Source organism: Bordetella genomosp. 9, assembly GCF_002119725.1.
Taxonomy (GTDB): domain Bacteria; phylum Pseudomonadota; class Gammaproteobacteria; order Burkholderiales; family Burkholderiaceae_B; genus Bordetella_C.
Genome location: NZ_CP021109.1, coordinates 2,348,847 through 2,369,011, shown reverse-complemented (window position 1 = coordinate 2,369,011; position 20,165 = coordinate 2,348,847). Strand labels below are relative to the sequence as shown.

Here is a 20,165-nt window from a genome sequence, read left to right as displayed (position 1 = left end):
CAACTGAAGCCGGGGTTAGGCAAAAAAGAAGCGGATTCCATCGCGGCTCGGCGAATAATGCGCGGGTGCGCCGGGGCATCGCATGTCCTTGTGCGCCACAACAAAAATATTCGGAGACGACCACCATGCACAACCCGCACCGCCGCCGCATCCTTGCGGGCCTGGGCGCATCCCTGGCGATGCCCTCGCTTCCATCTCTTTCCCGCGCGGCCGCCTGGCCCGATCGCCCCGTGAACTTCATCGTGCCGTTTCCGCCGGGCGGGCCGGTCGACACCACGACGCGCTTTGTCACACGCCCGCTCGGCCAGATGTGGTCGCAGCCGACCATCGTGGACAACCGCGCGGGCGCGGGCGGCATCGTGGGCGCACAGAACGCGGCCAAGCAGGAGCCCGACGGCTATCACTACTTCTTCGCGTCGATCCACCACGCCGTGCTGCCCAGCCTGCGCCGCAACCTGCGCTACGACATCCAGAAGGACTTCGAGCCCGTGGGCATGGCGGCGGTATTTCCCATCGTGCTGGTGGTCAACCCCAAATTGCCGGTGAAATCCGTGGCGGAGCTGATCGCCTACGACAAGGCCCATCCCGGCGAATTGTCGTTTGCGTCGTCCGGCACGGGCGGCGGCACGCATCTGGCAGGCGAGCTGTTCAACAGCATGACGGGCACGAAGATCAAGCACATTCCGTATCGGGGCAGCGCGCCGGCAATGCAGGACGTGCTGGCCGGGCAGGTGCAAGTGATGTTCGCCGACGGACCTTCCGCCGTACCGCACCTGAAGAACGGCGGCATACGGGCGCTGGGCGTCGGCAACCTGAAGCGGTCGGCCCTGTTTCCCGAGGTGCCCACCATCGCCGAAGCCGGCGTGCCGGGCTACGAGGCGTATTCCTGGAGCGGCCTGCTGGCCCCGCGCGGCACGCCGGCCGATGTGATCAAGCGCGTGAATGCCGACCTGGTCAAGGCGCTGAGCGATGCCGAAACGGCCAAGGGCATGCTGGCCGCCGGCGCCGAGCCGATGCCCGGTACGCCCGAGGAATTCCGCGGTTTCCTGGCGTCCGAGCTGGCCAAGTGGCACGACGTGATCACCAAGGCCAACATCGTCATCGAAGAGGGGAGCTGAAGGGCAGCTCGCGCGCGGCGCGCAGCGCCGCGTCGTATTCCATGGCCAGCTGGTCTATCAGCACGGAAACCGGCAGGGCTTCCTGCACCGCGCCCACGCCCTGTCCGGCGCTCCAGACGTCCTTCCAGGCCTTGGGCCGGGTGCTCTTGTCCAGGTTGACGGCGGCCGCCGGGCGGACGTCCAGCGCGCTCGGATCCAGGCCGGCCGCCTGGATGCTGGGCCGCAGATAGTTGCCCGGCACGCCCGAGAAGTAGGGCGTATAGACGATGTCGTCCGCCGTTGCGGCCACCACCATGTCCCGATAGCCGGCGGACGCCAGGGACTCCTCGGTGGCGATGAAGTGGGTGCCCATGTAGGCGAAGTCGCAGCCCATGAGTTGCGCGGCCAGAATGTCCTTGCCGCGGCCGATGCAGCCCGCCAACGCCAAGGGACCGTCGTAGAAGGCGCGGACCTCGTTCACCAGCGCGAAGGGGTTGATACGTCCGGCGTGGCCGCCGGCGCCCGCCGCCACCAGGATCAGCCCGTCGACGCCGGCCTGCAGTGCGCGCCGCGCGTGGCGCACGGTGGTGACGTCGTGCATCACGAGTCCGCCGTAATCGTGCACGGCCTTCACCACCGCGTCGGGCGGATGCAGCGAAGTGATGACCAGCGGCACGCGGTGTTCGACGCATATGGCCAAGTCCCCGCGCCAGCGCGGGTTGGACTCGTGGACGATCAGGTTCACCGCATACGGCGCGATGAGCCGTCCGGGATCCGCTTCCCGGGCCTTGGCCAGACCGCGTTCGATGCGCGACAGCCAGTCGGGCAACTGCTCCTGCGGGCGGGCGTTGAGCGACGGAAAGGCGCCGATCACGCCCGAGACGCACTGTGCGACAACGAGATTCGGCCCCGATACCAGGAACATGGGCGCCGCGATGACCGGAAGACGCGTCCGAGCGCGCAGACGTTGCAGGGCGTTCATAGAAGCTCCTATACCCTCCGCCGGTCCGCCGGCGTCAGATCAGATGGGTTTTCTTGGCCGAAGCACCATCCCCACAACCGCACAGGCGCCCCCAAGCCAGGACGCCGCGGATCCGGCTTCGCCGGTCCGCCGGCCTCGCCCCCTTGAGGGGGAAGCGCGCCAGCGCTTCGGGGGTGGGCTTCAATTGGTGGTGATGTGCGCCTTTTTGACCACGTCGCCCCAAAGCTCGTATTCATGGCCGATGCGTTGCCGCAGCGCCTTCGCGTCGCCATTATTCAACGTATACCCTCCGTCTACCATGGTCTTGCGAAAGGCCGGATCGGCCTGCACGTCGTTCAGCGCCTTGACCAGCCTTGCCGTCACGTCTTCCGGCAGCTTCGGCGGGCCCATCAGCGCGTACCAGCCGACGACCTCGTAGTCCTTCAGGCCGGATTCGATCATCGTCGGCACGTCAGGCAGTTCGGGGTTGCGGGCCTTGGAAGTGACGGCCAGGGCCTTGGCGTTGCCGCTTTTGATGAAAGGGATGGCTGTGCTGGTGATGTCATACATGAACGTGATGCGGCCGCTGATCACGTCCGACATGGCGGGCGCATTGCCGCGGTAGGGAACATGCATCATGGGCGCGCCCGATTGCTGCTTGAGCAGTTCGGCGGACAGATGGTTGGACGCGCCATTGCCCGCGGACCCGAAGGTGACGCTGCCGGGATGCGCCTTGGCATACGCGATCAGCTCCTGAACGGTCTTCACCGGCGCCTGCGGTCCAAGCAGCAGGACGTTGGTGTAGTCGACGATCATGCCGATAGGCGTGAAGTCCGTGCGCGGATCGAACAGCTTGCTTTGCTGCACATGCGGCGACATGGTCAATGGTGGACTGGCCGCAAAGGCCAGGATGTAGCCGTCCGGCGCCGCCTTGGCGGTGGCGTCCAGGGCAATCATGCCGCTCGCGCCCGACCGGTTCTCGACGACGACGGATTGGCCGAGCTTGTCCGTCAGATACTTGGCGAATACCCGCGCCGTGGTGTCAACCGGGCCGCCGGGCGCATAGCCGACCAGCAGCCGGATAGGACGATCCGGATAGGCCGCCTGCGCGGGCGCCGATGGCGCGCAGGCGATGATAATGGCGGCAGCGAACAGCATGTGGCGTTTCATCGTTTGTCTCCTGGGGAAGGGCCCACTCTTTTCCTGCGAAGCAACAGCCGCGTGGCGACGGCGCAGGCCAGCGCCAGGGCCCCCGAGGCTCCGGCAGTCACGATGACGCGTTCCGGGCCGACTCGAGCGGCGGCGCGGTAACGACTATCCGTAACACACTAGAAATTTCGTATGTGCGGCGGCGACTGGATACCTTAACTTCTCTCATCGTTCTTTCCTGTCTTTCGCTCGTTCTGACCCGTGCGCGAAGCGGCAATCAACGAGTGGAAAACGTTTACGCAATCTATCGCGATGGAGGTAACTGTGACCGGCCCGATTCCCAAAGCCTACGCCTACGCCCACGCGCGCCTTGCGCGTAATCATGTCGTCGGGATGATCAGCTATCAAGCCGACGATAGGGACTACAACCAGGCAGCATTCAAGCGCTTCGTGGAAATTTGTCGTCCTCCCAAGGGGGAAGAACTCCATTGGTACAGGGGCATGATCTACACGCTGCAGAATGGGCGGGCGACGATCAACTTCTCCGTGAAGAACTTCTTCCTGAAGCCTTGCCCCTACGAGAATTACATCAATACGTTCGAACGTGTCGCGAGCGGCATAGGTGCAACGCATTCGGTAAAGCCGCGCGACGAAGTGGAAAAACGTCTTTTCGACTACCAGGGCAAGGCCAGGTACAGGCCGGCGCCGCCCGGCGGAAACGTTGCCGCGGTAAGACAGCAGATTGCGCACTACGGCTCGAATTGGCGGGCGTATCCCATGATGCGGCCGCGCTACGCGGCGTTGGACTATGCCTACTACCGTCACGGCGGTGCGGGGACTGGCTACTATGGGACCTCATTTTTCGTCCTGAAGGAGTACATGAAAACGGTAGGCACCTACTGTCATTGCGATACGTTCGCCGCGAATAATGATCTGCGCCGGCGCAGGCACGAGTACGGCGGACAAGTGCGGAGTTCATCTGAGACCATCGCGCGCTATCACGAGATGCCGAAGCTGCTCTATTACCTGCATCCCTTTACGCTGAAGGAGGTGTATGCCTATACCACTGGCCAGAAACAGTACCTGTCGGAAGCCTATGTGCCGAAATTCCCCGACAGCGAGAAGCTTCTCAGCTATATCGAGATTCAGCTGCATTCCGATGTCGTGTTCTCACGCGATATCGATTACATGGTGATATCGAGGAGCGATGTGTTTGACACGGCCGCCCCGTTCGTGCATGAGGCCTATCAACGCGACCAGATCATCAAGCACGCGGAGAGTTTCGCCTACCGGCATGGCTTCAGGATGTATATGGTCGAATGATGTAGAAACGGAGTTCATGTTCATAAGGTATCGGCGGTCCCAAGGATGGCGGTGGACTGGCTCGATAGCGTGCCGCCGTTGCCGTGCACCAGGGCGAGCTGCGCGTCCCGCACCTGGCGGTCGCCGCAGCCGCCGCGCAACTGGCGCACGGCTTCGATGGTGATGAAGATGCCGTACATGCCCGGGTGCACGCAGCACAGGCCCCCGCCATTGGTGTTCACGGGAAGTTCGCCGCCGGGCGCGATGCGGCCGCCCGAGACGAAGGCGCCGCCTTCGCCCTTGGCGCAGAAGCCCAGGTCTTCCAGGAACAGGATGGGGTTGATGGTGAAGGCGTCGTAAAGCTCGAGCACGTCGATGTCGGCCGGCCGCAGGCCGGCCATGTCGAACGCCCGCCGGCCCGACGCCTGCGCCGCCGTGACGGTCAGGTCGTGCATGGAGGAAATCTGCCGGTTCCACACCGCCGTGGCATTGCCCAGCACGTACACCGGCTTGCGCGGCATGTCGCGGGCGCGGTCGCCGCGCACCAGCACGTAGGCGCCGGCGCCGTCCGTCACCAGGCAGCAGTCGCGCACGGTCAGCGGGTCCGACACCATGGGCGAGGCAAGGATTTCATCGAGCGTGATGGGATCGCGGCGCTGGGCTTCGGGATTCAGCTGGGCCCACTTGCTGGCCGCCAGCGCCACCTCGGCCAGTTGTTCGCGCGTGGTGCCGTACTGGTGCATATGGCGCGCGGCGGCCAGCGCATAGGAACTGAGGGGGCTGAGCGGGTCGTAAGGCGTCTCGTAAGGCTGCGGATCGAAGTTCTTGCGGACGCGACCGATCTCGGCGCGCGACAGCGTCGACGTGCGTTGCGTGCTCCCGTAGCAGACCAGCACCGCATTGCACTGTCCCGTTTCCAGCGCATGCATGGCCGGCAGCAGGTGCGCGACGAAGCTGGAGCCGCCGAGCATGGTCGAATCGATGAAGGTCGGGCGGATGCCCAGATGCTCGATCACCGGCATGGCCCACATCGTGGCCGCCACGCTGGCCGTGCAAATGCCGTCGATATCCTGCATGGTGAGCCCGGCGTCGGCGACGGCGCGATGCGCGGCCTGCGCCAGGATTTCCATTTCCGTGTAGCCGTGGGCCTGGCCCAGGCCGGCGTGGCCGACGCCGACGATGGCGGTACGCCCGCGCAGATCCTTCAGATTCATGCCTGTTGCTCCCGTGCGACGAATACCAGCAGGCCGCCGTTTTCACGTACGACCACCTTGGCCTGGACCGGCATGCCGATACGCACGTCCGCGGGCGGCATGCCCTCGACACGGCTCATCAGCCGCACGCCTTCGTCCAGGTCGACGAGCGCCACGTTGTAGTCGCCGCCGGCTTCCGGCTTGCGGCGCACCACGGTGGTCGAATACACCGTGCCGCGGCCGCTCGGCTCGCGCCAGGCCAGGCGATCGCTGCCGCAATGCGGGCAGAGCATGCGGGGATAGAAGACGGCGCGCGCGCAGGCGTCGCATTGCTGGATCAGGAACTGGCCTTGGGCAAGCGCCTGCTGGTAATGCAGGTCGGCGCCGGTCTGCGGGCCGGGGCTGGGCTGTGTCATGGTCTCCACCGGATGTTGTCGCGGGCAGCGCCATCGCGGGCGCCCTGCGCGCAGTGTGTATCGGGTGGCGCCGGCTTGACCATTTTGCATTGCTGAAGCAGGGCTTCGTTTGCGCGCAAGCGTGCGCGCTTCGCTTGAACGAAAGCGGGGCTTTCGCAGAGCAAGATTGTCCGCGCGGCGGGCGGGCCGGTAAGCTGGGTGCCCGCCCGAGATCGACGACGGGAGCCATGGAGAGAGACGATGCAATTGACGTGGACGCCTGAAGAGCGCCGCTTCCGGGAAGAGGTCCGCGCCTTCGTGGCCGCCAATCTGCCCGCCGACATCCGCGACAAGGTGATGCGGCATCGGCGCCTGCATCGCGACGATTACGTGCGCTGGCACCGTATCCTGGACGCGCATGGCTGGGGCGCGCCCACGTGGCCGAAGGCGTTCGGCGGCACGGGATGGAATCCGGTGCAGCGCCTGTTGTTCGAAATCGAATGCTATGCCGGCGGCGCGCCGCGCCTGCTGCCTTTCGGCCTGTCCATGCTGGGGCCGGTGCTGATGAAGTACGGCTCCGCGCAGCAGCAGGAAGAATTGCTCCCGCGCATCATCCGGGTGGACGACTGGTGGTGCCAGGGTTACTCGGAGCCCGGCTCGGGATCCGACCTGGCATCGCTGAAGACGCGGGCCGAGCGGGTGAGCGGCCCCGACGGCGACTATTACCTGGTGAACGGCCAGAAGACCTGGACCACGCTGGCCCAGTACGCCGACCACATGTTCTGCCTGGCGCGCACCGACCCCGACGTCAAGCCGCAGGCCGGAATCTCGATGCTGCTGATCGACATGCGTCAACCCGGCGTCACGGTGCGGCCCATCAAGACGCTGGACGGCGGGCACGACGTCAACGAGGTCTGGCTGGACAACGTCAAGGTGCCGGTCACGCAGCGCGTCGGCGATGAAGGCATGGGGTGGACCTACGCCAAATATCTGCTGGGTCACGAGCGTACCGGCATTGCAGGCCTTGGCCACTGCCACCGCGAACTGCGCATCCTCAAGGAAATGGCGTCGCGCATGCCGTCGTCTTCCGGCCGGCCGATGATCGAAGCGCCGCGCATGCGGGACCGCATCTCGCGCGTGGAGGTCGACATCATGGCGCTCGAGATGCTGCTGTACCGGGTCGCGGCTGCGCGCGGCGACGCGCCGCCGGGGCCGGAAGCCTCGGTGCTGAAGATTCGCGGCTCGGAGATCCAGCAGGATCTCGCCATGCTGCAGATGGAGGTGGCCGGCCCAGAAGCGTGGCCTTACGACCCGGACTGGATGGAAGCGGACGCAAGCTTCCATGGTCCGGGCGGCGATATGACGGCGGCAGCGGGCGCCGCCTACGCCGACATGCGCAAGACCACCATCTATGGCGGCACGACCGAGATCCAGAAGGGCATCATCGCCCGGATGATTCTCGGCGCTTGATCCGGGCGCCGCATTTCGCGGCGCGAAGCCGCTATCCACACGACGGGACACCATGGATTTCGAATACAGCACTGAACAGCGCATGCTGGCCGACAGCCTGCGGCGCCTGGTCACCGAGCAGTGGTCGCAGGCGCGGCGGCGCGCGCGCCAGGGACGCCTGGACGCCGCCGCCTGGAACGCCCTGGCGGAACTGGGCGTACTGGGATTGACGATCGATGCCGAACACGGCGGATTCGGGGAAGAGCCGGCCAGCCTGCTGCCCGTGCACATGGAGCTGGGGCGCGGGCTGGCCGACGAGCCGGTCATTCCCAGCGGCGTGATGAGCGCTGCCGCAATCGCTGCCAGCGGCAATGCCGCCGCCGCGAGCCGCTGGCTGCCGGCCATCGCTTCCGGCCAGGCGGTGCTTGCGGTGGCCTACCAGGAGCCGGGCCGGCGCTACGCAACCGACCCGGTGGACTGCCGGCTGTCCGGAGATATGCTCGAAGGATGCAAGCATCTGGTGTGGCATGGCGCGCATGCCCATGCCTGGGTGGTCTCAGCGCTGGACACGCAAAGCGGCGAGCCGGTGCTGCTCGTCGTCCCGGCGGACGCCCCGGGCGCCACGTCGGCCGGCTTCGGCACGCTGGACCGTTCCAGTTGCGCACGCATCGAATTCGACAAGGTGCGGGTGACGCCCGAAAACGTATTGGCGCGCGGCGCGGCGGCCAGCGCGGCGCTGACCCGGGCGCTGGAATGGGGCACGGCTGCGCTGTGCGCCCATGCCGCGGGCGCGACCGCCCGGCTGCTGGAAATCACGGCCGACTATCTGCGCACGCGCAGGCAGTTCAGCCAGCCGCTGGCCGCCTTTCAGGCGCTGCAGCACGCCATCGCCGACATGGCCGTGGCGAAGGAGTTGTCGCTTTCCATGGCCTATGTTGCCGTGGCCGCCTTGACCGAAACGGATGCACGCGCGCGGCGGCGCATGATCGCGGCGGCGAAGATCGAGGCGGCGCGGACCGCGCGCTTCGTCAGCCAGAAGGCGGTGCAGCTGCACGGCGGCATGGGCATGACCGACGAACTGGAAGTGGGCGACTTCTTCAAACGATTGACCGTGGTGGAGCTGCTGTTCGGGGATACGGACGAACAATTGGCCATCATGGCGGAGACGGCATGAGTTACGAACAGATTCTCTATCGCGTGACGGAAGGCGTGGCCCGCATCACGCTGAACCGTCCTGAAAGGCTCAACAGCCTGACCGACGTCATGCGCGCTGAAATCGCCGACGCGCTTGCGCAGGCGGGCGCCGAGCCGGGCCTGCGCGGCGTGATTCTTACGGGCGCGGGGCGGGGCTTCTGCGCGGGACAGGACCTAGCCGATCGCAAGCCCTTGCCGGCGGGCGAACGGCGCGACCTGTCGGAAGGCCTGCGCACCAGCTATCGTCCGCTCATGGAGCGACTGCAATCCATGCCGGCGCCCGTCGTTTGCGTCGTCAACGGCGTGGCGGCCGGCGCGGGAATGAGCCTGGCGCTGGCCTGCGATGTGGTGTTTGCCGCGGAATCGGCGAAGTTCGTGCTGGCCTTCAGCAAAATCGGCCTGGTGCCAGACATGGGGGCCACCTGGTTCCTGCCGCGCCTGCTGGGCGAGGGCAGGGCGATGGGTCTGGCGCTGTTCGGCGAACCTCTGACCGCGCGGCAGGCCGCGGAGTATGGCCTGATCTGGCGCTGCGTGCCGGACGCCGATCTGCCCGATACGCTGGCCGGCATCCAGGCCTCGCTGTCGCAGGCGCCCACGCTTGCCTTGAATGCCGCCAAGCAGGCGCTGCGCGCCTCGCGCGCCAACACGCTGATGCAGCAGTTCGACCTGGAAGCGGACCTGCAACGCGCGATGGGTTATACCGATGACTATCTGGAAGGCATGAAGGCCTTCGCCGAAAAGCGCGCCGCCCGGTTCGCGGGGCGCTGATCGCGCGACGCGCGTGCGCCATGCCTTGCCGGTTCCTCGATGCGGCCATTGGCGCTGCGGCATCGCCAGAAGGGTGCGACATCGCCATGAACGCCACGACATCACCATGAAGGGAGACAGACAATGAACCATCCCGATCCGACTGCGTGGATCGGCCGTACGGAGACCATGGCGGACGGCCTGGACCCGACGCTGGCCGGCCGCGTCGCGGTCACGCTGGGCGAGCCCGCGCCCGGGCCTGGCGAAGCCTTGCCGCCGCTGTGGCAATGGGCATTTTTCATCCCGGCCGCGCCGATGAACGGACTGGGCGAGGACGGCCACCCGGCCCGCGGCGGCTTCCTGCCGCCGGCTGCGGATCGCAACCGCATGTGGGCGGGCGGCCGCATCGACTTCCGCGAGCCGCTGCGTGTCGGCGTGCCCGCCGAGCGCCGCTCCACCATCGCCGACGTCAAGGAGAAGGCGGGCCGCACGGGTTCCCTGCTGTTCGTGACCGTTCGACATGAGTACTGGCAGGCGGGCGCGCTGGCCATCGCGGAAGAACAGGACATCGTCTACCGCCAGCCCGCGCCGCCCAGGCTGCAGGGCAGCGAGCCCGCCCCGAGCGCGGCATGGCGCGAGACCGTCGTGCCGACGCCCGTACTGTTGTTCCGCTATTCGGCCGTGACGTTCAACGGGCATCGCATCCACTACGACCATCCCTACGTCACGCGGACAGAGGGCTATCCGGGACTCGTGGTGCACGGCCCGCTGATCGCCACCATGATGGTCGCCGCCTTTCGCCGTGCGAACCCGGGCAGGCGGCTGGACCACCTTTCCTATCGGGGCCTGCGTCCGCTGATCGCGCCCCAGGCCTTCGACGTTGCCGGCCGCGTCACGGCCTCCGGCCAGGCCGAACTGTGGGCCGAGCAGGATGGCACGCTGGCCCACCTGGCCCAACTGAGGTTCTCGGAATGACCGCCGCCGCTACGCTTCGCCCCCTGGACGGCATCACCGTCGTCAGTTTCGAGCATGCCATCGCCGCGCCGTTCTGCACGCGGCAGTTGGCCGATATGGGCGCGCGCGTCATCAAGGTCGAGCGCCCCGGCGTGGGCGACTTCGCCCGCAACTACGACGAGCGCGTGCGGGGCCTGTCCTCGCACTTCGTCTGGACCAATCGCTCCAAGGAAAGCCTGACGCTCGACCTGAAGCACCCCGCCGCGCGCGAAGTGCTGGGGCGCCTGCTGGCCGATGCGGACGTGCTGGTGCAGAACCTGGCGCCCGGCGCCGCAGCGCGCCAGGGCCTGTCCTTCGATGTGCTGCATGCCGCGCACCCCAGGCTGATCGTGTGCGACATCTCCGGCTATGGCGAGGGCGGGCCGTATCGGGACAAGAAAGCCTACGATTTGTTGATCCAGAGCGAAAGCGGCTTCGTCTCCGTCACCGGGTCGCCTGATGCGCCGGCCAAGGCAGGCTGCTCGATCTCCGATATCGCCGCCGCCATGTACGCCTATTCGGGGATTCTGAATGCGCTGCTGTTGCGCCAGAAAACCGGGGAGGGCAGCCGCGTCGACGTCTCCATGCTGGAAAGCATGGTGGAGTGGATGGGCTACCCCATGTACTACGCCTTCGATGGCGCGCCACCCCCGCCGCGGGCCGGCGCCGCGCATGCCACCATCTATCCTTACGGACCTTTCCCTGTTGGCGACGGCGGCACCGTCATGCTGGGGCTGCAGAACGAACGGGAATGGCAGGTGTTCTGCGATCGCGTCCTGGAACAGCCGGGGCTGGCCCTGGACGATCGCTTTTCGTCGAATTCCGCGCGCGCGGCGAACCGCGACGCCCTGCGCGGGCTGATCGTGCAGGCCTTCGCCAAAATGGACCTGGGCGCAGTGACGGACAAGCTGGAGCAGGCCGGCATCGCCAACGCCAGCGTCAACGATATGGCGGGCGTATGGGCGCACCCCCAATTGCGCGAGCGGGGCAGGTGGCGTCAGGTCGACAGCCCGAAGGGCGCCTTGCCGGCGTTGCTGCCGCCCGGTTCGAACAGCGCCTTCGAGCCGCGCATGGACGCGATTCCCGCGGTCGGCCAGCACACGGACGCGGTACTGGCGGGCCTGGGTTATGACGCCGCGCAGATCAGCCGGCTGCATGCGGAGGGGGCGGTGTAATGGGCCAGGAATCCACGCACGCAACGCCGCCGCAAGGCGAACCGCCGAGGGGCCCCGCCACCGTCCGCTGCGCCCTGTTCGTTCCGGCCTCCCGGCCCGAACGTATTCCGAAGGCGCTGAACAGCGGCGCCGATGCGGTCATCGTCGACCTGGAGGACGCGGTCGAACCCGCCGCCAAGCCGGCGGCCCGGCAGGCGCTTGTCGAGTTTCTCGCCGCACATCCGCAGGCTCGAATCTGGGTGCGCGTCAACGACGCGACGACGCCCTGGCATGGCGATGACCTGGCCGCCTTGCGCGGCAAGGCCGGCGTCGCGGCGATCATGCTGCCGAAGGCGGAATGCGCGGCCCAGGCCGCGCAGGCGGGCGCGGGTGTGCCCGTGGTCCCGATCATCGAAAGCGCGCGCGGTCTGGTCAACGTGGCGGCGATCGCAGCCGCGCAGGGCGTGGCGCGGCTTGCCTTCGGCAGCCTGGACTATGGCGTGGATCTGGGCCTGGCCCATGGCTCCGAGGCCGAGGCGGTGCTGCTGGACCAGGCGCGCGGCCAGGTCCTGTTGCACAGCCGGGCGGCGGGCCTGCCGGCGCCGCTGGACGGCGTCTATCCGGCCATCGACGACCTCGACGGCCTGCAGGCCGCCGCGTCCAGGGCCAGCCGCATGGGATTTGGCGGCATGCTCTGCATCCATCCGTCGCAAGTGGCGACGATACGGGACGCGTTCAGTCCCGCGCAGGCCGAGGTCGATTGGGCGCGCCGCGTCCTGGCCGCCGCCAGCGAGGCCGGCGTGAACGCGTTCCGCTTTGAAGGGCAGATGGTCGACGCGCCCGTGCTCGCGCGCGCGCGGCAGGTGCTGGCCCGGGCGCAGGCATGATCCCGGGCGCTCACCGCATCCCTTGCTCGTCAGCAACATCTCTTTGATGATGAGCAGCGGGATTCGGCTCCTTGCCTAGAAACGCACCGCCACCTTCAACACCCCCGACTGCTGCCGGTTGCCCCCGCCGAACTGCGCATCGTAGGAAATGCCCGCCGTCGTGTTGCGCGCGATCGCCATTTCGGCGCCCAGGCCCAGTACGGCGGCATTGCGCGCAATCGGAACGCCGGCCACCGAGAACCCGGTGCCCCCGTCGAAAGCCAGCGCCTGGCTCGGTCTGACGTCCCCGGCGGCATGGCGCCAGCCCAGCGAGGCGGTCAGGCGGCCCGGCGCGCCATCGGACGCGAACTGCCAGGCGCCGCGCAGCCCCAGCGTGGTGCTCGTCACGTCGTCGGTGCTCCCCGCGCCGTGCAGCGCGGCCGTACCACCCGATTCGCTGAAGCCCCGGGTGCGCAGCTGGTTCCAGGCCACGCCGGCAAACGGTTCGATGCTGTAGGCATCGCCCAGCGGCAGGTTGTAGCCGAGTTCGCTGAACACCTGGGTCGAAGAGGCGCGATAGGAAGATTCGAGCCGCTGGTTCAGGCTGCCGGCCGCCACGTCGCGTTTGGTCTCGATGTCGTGCCAGGTGTACGCCGCACCGGCCGTGAAGCGGAAATGGCCGGCGCCGGCTTGGAAATTCCGTCCCCCGAACAGGCTGGCCGTATAGCTGTCAACGCTGGTGCGCGAAGACGTATCGCTCATCGAAGCATGGCTGCCGATGTAGCCCAGCGCGCCGCCCAATCGCCAGCCGCCGCCCACCGCGCCATCGCCGCCGACGAAGATTCCGCCGTCGGATTGACGTACGCGCGAGGCGTTGCCGTCGCCGTCAAACGTGCGCCAGTTGCCGAACACCTGAGCCCAAACCGGATGCGCGGCGCTTCCCGGCATGGCGTCGGCCGACGGCCGGCCCCATTGCGCCGTGGGCGCACCGGCCAGCGCAGGCGCATCCAGGTTGCTGCGCAAGTGTGCGAGCGGCAGTGTGCGGACGGTGTCGCCAAGGCTTTGCAGCACGCTGATATTGCTGGCATAGGCCTCGCCGGAAAGCATATTCAGGGCCGAACGCGCTTGCTCCGGCGTCATGGACAGGACGGCTGCCGCCACCTGGCTGACGCCGGCCGGTTTGGCGGGAGCGCTGCCGGCCGCCGCCGGGGACGGCCCGTTTTGCCCCGAAGGAGCCCCCGTTTGCGTCGCAGGGGAGGGACTCTGACCCGATGGCGTTCCGGTCTGGCCCGGCGGTGGCGATCCGCCCCCGGCTGCGGGGGGCGCTTCGTTGTCCAGCGAACCGCCCACGCTGCCCTGGTTGCCCGTATCGCCGACACTGCCGATAGGCACGTCGTTGCGCGCGAGCGTCATGAACGCGCTGTGCGCGTCGTAGCTGAGCGACGGCGTCAGGAAAGCATAGGCGCTCGAAACACCCGTGAAGCGGCCTTGTATCCCGCCGTCGGCCGTCAGGATGTTGTAGGTCGTGCGAGGGGCATAGTTGCCGTCGGGCCCGATGTGGGCCACGGTGCCGTCCAGGGAGGCGACGCCGGTGACGTGGATGTGGTCGCTGGCGCTGCTGGCCGGGTCCGCATGCACGCGATAGACGGTGTTCTGGCCGAAGGTGAGATTGCCCTGGATGGTCAGCGTGCCGATGGGCGATCCGTCGTTGCCGGGCGCGATCACTGCGGTGGGGTAGAGCGTGGTGCTGCCGAGCTGGCCCACCCCCGCGAGCACGACTTCACGGCCGATGTCGACCGGTCCGTTCAATTTGCCGTCGATTTCCAGCGCGCCGTCGGCGATCAGGATGGGGCCCGTCAGGCCGCTGCTGTCGGCCGTCAGGATCACCGACCCCGGACCGGTCTTGACGAAGCCGTTCGTGCCCTGCAAGGGATTGTCGATCGTGTCGACGAACTGGCCGGAGGCATAGGTGCCGTCGCCGACGACAATGGCAGGCGGGTTGCCGCCGTTGGGCACCAGGGTAATGGGAGCGCCTTGCAGCCGATACCGGTCGGTGGCGAATTGAATGCCCGACACGCGCACCGGGCCCGCGCTGCCGTCCACCGTTACGGTGCCGCGCGCACCCGTGAAGATCGCGTAGCCGCCGTCGGGCAGGGCGCCCGTGGCGTTGCCTGGACTGTTCCAGTTGGTGCTGGCCGCGCTCCAGGTGCCGTCGCCGCCGCCGGCCCGCGCGGCGGACGCCACGCCGTTGCCGTTCCACAGATTGGTCGTGCCGGGTCCCAGGATCAGGTTGATCTGCTTGTCGCCGCTGAGCGACTGGATGGTGGCGGCGGGCTGGGAGTCGCCGCTGACCGTGCCCAGCGACAGCCCGTTGCCGCTCAGAGCGCCGCCGTAGGAAAGGATGCGGTAGTAGCCGGCGGAGACGCCCACGGTGTTCACGGTGACGTTCAGGGTCGCGTTGTTCAGCGCGACATCGCCGCCGACCGTGATGTTGTCCCCGGTGCCCGGTTGGGTGATGGGCAGGCCCGCATAGCCGGTCTCGAAGTTGAATGCGGCGTTGCTCATCGACAGGTTGCCTTTGACGACGAGGTTGCCATTGGAGACGCCGGTCGGCGTGCCGACGGGATAGCCCGGCGCAACCGCCGCATTGCCGGAGAGGTTCAGATCGCCATCGACGGCGCCGAAGCCCGCGACGGCGCCATTGGCGTTGGCATTGATGTTTCCGCCGATCGTCACGCCAGCGCCGGGGCCGTTGCCGCCCACCACGAGCGTGCCGCCGTTGACGTCGACGCCGCCAGGAAAGCGGGCGGAACTGTCGAACACCTGGGTGTCCCCGGGCGAGACCGTCAGGTCCGCAGCGGCGGCGCCGGCGCAGTAGGACGCGCTGATCGCGAGAGTCGCCTTAAGCCACTTTCTGGTGGCGTTTATTTTTGTGCCGTTTGTCAATGTGGATCCTTGTAAGTCGGTCGGTGGAGTCCCAGTGGGGGACCTTTTGCAGCCGCGGTCCTGGCGGCCCGCGTTTTCCGGGCGATACGGATGAGCTCCTTTTCGGAAAAAGACGCAATGTATACGTCTTTTGATGGAGATCAAAGAACTTGATCGCTGGATACCATCCAGATAGCAGAAGATAGATAAATAGGGCTATCCGAAATATGTAGATCGGCACAGCGGATACCATCCGCGCGTAGCGGATACCATCCGGGATAAGCCCCCCCGCATCCCGGCAGCGAACCCGTCGGCGCAGGTATCTTGGATGTCGCGGGGTGGGCAGAAGGGAAAGCCTCGGGACCGACGTACTCGCCTCCGAAAAAGGCAAAAAGCGGGGTTGACGTGCAAGCGTTTGGTTGCATATCATTCATGCAAGTGGATACTTGCATATGAGCTCATGGCCCAACGCCGCGACGACATCGACTTATTGTTCAAAGCCCTGGCCGACCCCAATCGCAGAATGCTGTTGGATCTGCTGCATGCGCATGACGGCCGCACCCTGGGCGAGCTGTGCGAGCACATGGACATGACGCGGCAGGGGGTAACGCAGCACCTTGAGGTGTTGGAGGCCGCCAATCTGATCGCCACGGTGCGTCGCGGCCGCGAAAAGCTGCATTTCCTCAATCCAGTACCGCTGCAGGAAATCTACGAACGCTGGATTGCCAAGTTCGAGAAGCCTCGCCTGAAGGCGCTCTCGAATCTCAAACGACGACTGGAGAAATCCGATGACTAGATCGACCTTTGCGTACGTCATCTACATACGCACCACGCCGGAAAAGCTGTGGTCCGCGCTGACCGAGCCGGCGTTCATGAAGCAGTACTGGTTTGGCATGCACTGCGAAAGCGAATGGAAGGCCGGCTCGTCCTGGAGGTTGCTGGACGGCGACGGCAAGCTGTTCGACGCCGGCGAGATCCTTGAAGCCGATCCGCCACGGCGTCTGGTGATTCGCTGGCAGAACCAGTGGAAGCCGGAGCTGCAGGCCGAAGGCGATTCGCGCTGCACGATCGAGATCGAGCCGGAGGGCGACGCCATAAAACTCTCGATCATTCACACCATGGAGCGGGAGGGATCGCAATTCATCAAGGCCGTGTCGGGAGGCTGGCCCAAGATCCTTTCGAACCTGAAGTCGCTGCTGGAGACCGGCACCGTCGTGCTGCGGCCGTCGGATAAGCGCTGATCCTGGCGCCGGATATCAGCCCCTGGCATCCAAACGGAGCTTCGCCGCCACGCGCCTCATCGAATGACGAGCCCTTTCACGGTGGCGGCGCGTGGCTGGTGAAGACGGGCAGCGGGGCAGGGGGCACTGCAAAACACGCGGGCGGAGAGGGGCGGAGACGGGCGCGGATCGCCGGCACGCGGCATGGGCTTCACATGGACATCACATGGGCCCCATTTCGACCCTGAACTGCTCCGCTTGCCGGGGACCCTCGGGGATTAAACTAGGACAGGAAGCTGCTGAAGCAGCATGTTCGGGGATGCCCCGCACGTTGAAATGCGTGAAATCGTAGCCTGGAAGTAGTCGAAATAATGGATTGGGTCCCGATAGTCTTCATCACCTTCAAAGTCCTCGTGTTCGGCACGGGCATGTTCTTCGCGATCAAGTGGCATCGCGACCAAGCGAAGAAGAAATGACCGAATAGATCGCATTCGATTCCCGGCCCGGGGCGGCCGCCTCCGCGAGCCAGCCGCGACGGACCATGCGGCTACGCATACCGGCTGCATCCGGCCATGAAATCAAAGGCTGCCCCGGGCAGCCACATCGCCACGCTGAGACAGACGCATCAGATCTTCGCTTGATTGACGCGCTTGGATGCCTGATCCGCGCTTTCTTTGCGTTCGCTATAGCGGTCCACCAGATAGGGCGCAACATCGCGAGTAAGCAGGGTGAATTTCACAAGCTCTTCCATGACGTCGACGATGCGGTCGTAGTAGGCCGAAGGCCGCATGCGCCCGTGCTCATCGAATTCCTGCCAGGCCTTGGCCACCGACGACTGGTTCGGGATGGTGATCATCCGCATCCAGCGGCCCAGCACGCGCATCTGATTGACGGCATTGAAGGACTGCGAGCCGCCGCTGACCTGCATGACAGCGAGCGTCTTGCCTTGCGTGGGCCGCACCGCACCGAGCGACAGGGGAATCCAGTCGATCTGCGTCTTCATGAGCCCCGTCATGGCGCCGTGCCGTTCCGGCGAGCACCACACCATGCCCTCGGCCCATTGCACCAGCTCGCGCAGCTCCGCGACTTTGGGGTGGCTTTCCGGCTCGCTGTCCACCAGGGGGAGGCCAGCGGGGTTGAACAGGCATGTTTCGGCTCCCATCGCGCGCAGCAGCCGGGACGCTTCCTCGGCGGCAAAGCGGCTGAACGACCGCTCGCGCAGCGATCCATAGAGCAGCAGGATGCGGGGCGGATGTGCGGACCGGGACGCATGCAGCCGCCGGGCAATGCCGCCGTCAAAGCAGTCCGTCTGTACGTTGGGTAGATCGTCGAGCTTGACCATTGGAAGCTTCAAAGCGTGATCGCACGCGTCGTCAACGCGGCGGTATCTGGACAGAACTCAATTGCGTGCCGGGTTTTCCAAGCGGCGACGATGCCCGGCGCGACCCATGAGGGCGGACAGCGCTCGAAGGGATTCCTCGATGGCGCCGGACGGGGAAGGGGGGTGGCGTTGACGGACATGGCGCGCTTCACGCCTTGCCGATGCCGTGCAGTTCCTTGCGCAGCGACATCGTGTCCAGCCGGTCCATCGGCAGGGACAGCAACAGCTCGATGCGGCGCTTGAGCACGCGTGCGGCGTTCTGGAAAGCCTTGCGCTTTTCGTCATCGGAGCCTTCTACGGCAGCAGGATCGGGTACGCCCCAATGGGCCGACATCGGTTGGCCCGGCCAGATCGGGCATACTTCACCGGCGGCGTTGTCGCACACCGTGAAGATAAAGTCCAACTGGGGCGCATCCGGCAAGGTGAATTCGTCCCAACTCTTGCTGCGATAGCCCGTCGTGGGCATGCCAAGCGTCTCCAGCGTGGCCAGTGCCAGGGGGTGCACTTCGCCCTTGGGCTGGCTGCCCGCGGAGTACGCGCGAAAGCGTCCCTGGGCCAGGCCGTTCAGCAGCCCTTCTGCCAGGATGGACCGCGCCGAATTTCCGGTACAGATAAAGAGGGCGTTATAGACCTTGTCTTCCATGGTGCCTCGGCAGCAACGGTTGGGGAATGGGATGCGGGTTCCCGCGTCGAAATGGTGAAATCCGAAGGCCGGTCATCCAGCATCCATTTGGCATAGCCGGCTGCGGTATGCGTCGGCGGGTTCGCAGACGCCTCCCTGGCAACAATGCTCGGTCAAGTAACCGAGCAAGCCGTCCATGCGCTCGTAGCTGGCGCGATAGATGAGAAAGCGCCCCTGCTGTTCGCTGCGGACCAGCCCGGCATGCGACAGCTCCTTGAGGTGGAAGGAAAGGGCACTGCGCGCCACGCCCAGATGCTCGGCCAGAACGCTGGGCGCCACACCATCCGGTCCGGCCACCACAAGGGCACGAAACGCCCTGAGGCGTTGCGGGTGCGCCAAAGCCGCCAAGGCGACCACTGCATCGTTCTCTTCCATGACTCACCTATACATGAATTCATGTTTTGTTGAACTGTAGCACGACGATCTCGTGTGCGGAACGTGCTGGCTGATGCGGGGTTGAGTAGATCCAGGCCGATCTTCCTGCCGATGACGCCGTAGCGTTCGAATTCATGTTCGCGAAATCACGAAGGTCCGGCCGTCCTTTAGGCGGCCGGCGTGTCGAGCTACGCGGCAGGCGTCCTGGTAGGTCTGGATATGCAAGGCCTTGGCGCAGGGCCCCCAGCTTGCCGCGCAGTCGACAAGCGTCGGTTTGCATAATTTTGTGCCCGCCATGGGGGCCCATCACCATAGAGTGGTCTGCATTCGAGGGAACAAATTTACTTATAAAAAGTTTGCAGAAAACTGTTCCTTTCCCGGACGGCGTAAGTGATTTTGTTCCTTTTCCGACGGGCTCCTGGGGACCGACGGAAGCGGCCGCGATAAGGGCAAGGTTTCCCAGAAGCAGGGAGGGTCGACAGAACGACGATGAAAAATCGCGACGGAACATCAGGCAGCGCAACGGCTCAGGAGCGAGCTCGGTCGGCTCTTGCCTTCTGAAGCCGCGCCTGTAGTTGCTCTTCGGCGACCTGAATGCGTGTTTTGGGTGGCGGATATGGGGCCGGCGAGTTGTCAAACAGACGGGCAAGCATTTCCGGCGGAACCGTGCAACTACCCGCGACGGTCGTTTTCAGGGCGCCTGCCACATGGGCCATCACCCAATCCAGCTCGTTTTCAGCAAGCCCACAGTTTTTCTTTTCAAGGGCCAGGCGCATGCGGGGAACCAGCCGATCTGGGCGCAGCGTTGGATCGGCCGCGAGCTTGCGTCGGCCATACGTGACCAGCTGATCCGCAAGATCCAGACACGCGTCCCATCGCTCCTGGTCGATGACGCCAGAGCCCGCTTCGACGTACCGGGCACCCTCAATCATGACCAATACCTTGGGCTGCACGCCGGGCACTGCGCCCAGCGCGGATATCGGCCGGTCTTCTCGAGGTCGTGGGCACATGGTTTTCCGCTCCTGTTACGTCTCGATTTACATGCAAAATGCATGCAAGTCACTGATCTTGAACGGTTATTC

Annotated in this window: 19 protein-coding genes; 10 read left to right on the top strand and 9 right to left on the bottom strand. The window is 65.9% G+C overall.

The window, feature by feature from the left end:
• Positions 1–125: 125 nt before the first annotated feature.
• Complete coding sequence (locus tag CAL13_RS10975) at positions 126–1,118, top strand: Bug family tripartite tricarboxylate transporter substrate binding protein (protein ID WP_086072397.1); 993 nt, start codon at positions 126–128, stop codon at positions 1,116–1,118.
• Here CAL13_RS10975 and CAL13_RS10970 read toward each other — a convergent pair.
• Positions 1,099–2,079, bottom strand: coding sequence for an NAD(P)H-dependent flavin oxidoreductase (locus CAL13_RS10970; RefSeq protein ID WP_086072396.1), 981 nt, complete (start codon positions 2,077–2,079; stop codon positions 1,099–1,101). The genes CAL13_RS10975 and CAL13_RS10970 overlap by 20 nt on opposite strands.
• 180 nt (positions 2,080–2,259) lie before the next feature.
• Positions 2,260–3,228: a Bug family tripartite tricarboxylate transporter substrate binding protein gene (locus CAL13_RS10965; protein ID WP_086072395.1), complete on the bottom strand. Its 969-nt coding sequence runs from the start codon at positions 3,226–3,228 to the stop codon at positions 2,260–2,262.
• Between the two features lie 303 nt (positions 3,229–3,531).
• Between CAL13_RS10965 and CAL13_RS10960 the strand changes: the two genes are divergently transcribed.
• Positions 3,532–4,530 carry a DUF3626 domain-containing protein gene (locus CAL13_RS10960; RefSeq protein WP_157664852.1) on the top strand — a complete coding sequence of 333 codons (999 nt, stop codon included), beginning with the start codon at positions 3,532–3,534 and terminating at the stop codon, positions 4,528–4,530.
• Positions 4,531–4,550: 20 nt separating this feature from the next.
• Here CAL13_RS10960 and CAL13_RS10955 read toward each other — a convergent pair whose 3' ends face one another.
• Positions 4,551–5,723 (bottom strand): thiolase, encoded by a 1,173-nt coding sequence (locus tag CAL13_RS10955; protein ID WP_086072393.1) that lies wholly within the window; start codon positions 5,721–5,723, stop codon positions 4,551–4,553.
• The gene (locus CAL13_RS10950) at positions 5,720–6,118 is read right to left on the bottom strand and encodes a Zn-ribbon domain-containing OB-fold protein (RefSeq protein ID WP_086057422.1); all 399 of its coding nucleotides are present in this window, start codon (positions 6,116–6,118) and stop codon (positions 5,720–5,722) included. Before CAL13_RS10950 ends, CAL13_RS10955 begins: the two co-directional genes overlap by 4 nt.
• Positions 6,119–6,358: 240 nt before the next feature.
• Between CAL13_RS10950 and CAL13_RS10945 the strand changes: the two genes are divergently transcribed.
• From CAL13_RS10945 to CAL13_RS10920, 6 genes are all read left to right on the top strand, one after another.
• On the top strand, positions 6,359–7,567 hold the full coding sequence (locus CAL13_RS10945; protein ID WP_086072392.1) for an acyl-CoA dehydrogenase family protein: 1,209 nt from the start codon (positions 6,359–6,361) through the stop codon (positions 7,565–7,567).
• 52 nt (positions 7,568–7,619) lie between these two features.
• Entirely contained in the window at positions 7,620–8,720 is a 1,101-nt protein-coding gene (locus CAL13_RS10940; protein WP_086072391.1) for an acyl-CoA dehydrogenase family protein, read from the top strand.
• Complete coding sequence (locus tag CAL13_RS10935) at positions 8,717–9,508, top strand: enoyl-CoA hydratase-related protein (protein WP_086072390.1); 792 nt, start codon at positions 8,717–8,719, stop codon at positions 9,506–9,508. The genes CAL13_RS10940 and CAL13_RS10935 overlap by 4 nt, the downstream gene beginning before the upstream one ends.
• 123 nt (positions 9,509–9,631) lie before the next feature.
• Positions 9,632–10,462, top strand: a complete 831-nt coding sequence (locus tag CAL13_RS10930; protein ID WP_086057418.1) for an FAS1-like dehydratase domain-containing protein — start codon at positions 9,632–9,634, stop codon at positions 10,460–10,462.
• Complete coding sequence (locus CAL13_RS10925) at positions 10,459–11,655, top strand: CaiB/BaiF CoA transferase family protein (RefSeq protein WP_086072389.1); 1,197 nt, start codon at positions 10,459–10,461, stop codon at positions 11,653–11,655. Before CAL13_RS10930 ends, CAL13_RS10925 begins: the two co-directional genes overlap by 4 nt.
• Entirely contained in the window at positions 11,655–12,521 is an 867-nt protein-coding gene (locus CAL13_RS10920) for an HpcH/HpaI aldolase/citrate lyase family protein (RefSeq protein ID WP_086072388.1), read from the top strand. The genes CAL13_RS10925 and CAL13_RS10920 overlap by 1 nt, the downstream gene beginning before the upstream one ends.
• A gap of 75 nt (positions 12,522–12,596) precedes the next feature.
• On the opposite strand, the gene CAL13_RS10915 is transcribed toward CAL13_RS10920, so the two are convergent.
• A complete protein-coding gene (locus CAL13_RS10915) occupies positions 12,597–15,446 on the bottom strand; it encodes an autotransporter family protein (protein WP_420042392.1) in 2,850 nt (949 codons plus the stop codon).
• A 439-nt stretch (positions 15,447–15,885) separates the two neighbouring features.
• On the opposite strand from CAL13_RS10915, the gene CAL13_RS10910 reads away from it, so the two are divergent.
• The gene (locus tag CAL13_RS10910) at positions 15,886–16,221 is read left to right on the top strand and encodes an ArsR/SmtB family transcription factor (protein WP_086072387.1); all 336 of its coding nucleotides are present in this window, start codon (positions 15,886–15,888) and stop codon (positions 16,219–16,221) included.
• Entirely contained in the window at positions 16,214–16,666 is a 453-nt protein-coding gene (locus CAL13_RS10905; RefSeq protein ID WP_086072386.1) for an SRPBCC family protein, read from the top strand. Before CAL13_RS10910 ends, CAL13_RS10905 begins: the two co-directional genes overlap by 8 nt.
• 604 nt (positions 16,667–17,270) lie before the next feature.
• Here CAL13_RS10905 and arsH read toward each other — a convergent pair.
• The 4 genes from arsH to CAL13_RS21220 form a co-directional block, all read right to left on the bottom strand.
• A complete protein-coding gene (gene arsH, locus CAL13_RS10895) occupies positions 17,271–17,987 on the bottom strand; it encodes an arsenical resistance protein ArsH (protein ID WP_086057407.1) in 717 nt (238 codons plus the stop codon).
• A 187-nt stretch (positions 17,988–18,174) separates the two neighbouring features.
• Positions 18,175–18,669 carry an arsenate reductase ArsC gene (locus CAL13_RS10890; protein ID WP_086072385.1) on the bottom strand — a complete coding sequence of 165 codons (495 nt, stop codon included), beginning with the start codon at positions 18,667–18,669 and terminating at the stop codon, positions 18,175–18,177.
• Between the two features lie 72 nt (positions 18,670–18,741).
• Complete coding sequence (locus CAL13_RS10885; RefSeq protein WP_086072384.1) at positions 18,742–19,083, bottom strand: ArsR/SmtB family transcription factor; 342 nt, start codon at positions 19,081–19,083, stop codon at positions 18,742–18,744.
• A 527-nt stretch (positions 19,084–19,610) separates the two neighbouring features.
• Entirely contained in the window at positions 19,611–20,015 is a 405-nt protein-coding gene (locus CAL13_RS21220) for a hypothetical protein (protein WP_157664851.1), read from the bottom strand.
• Positions 20,016–20,165 lie beyond the last annotated feature (150 nt).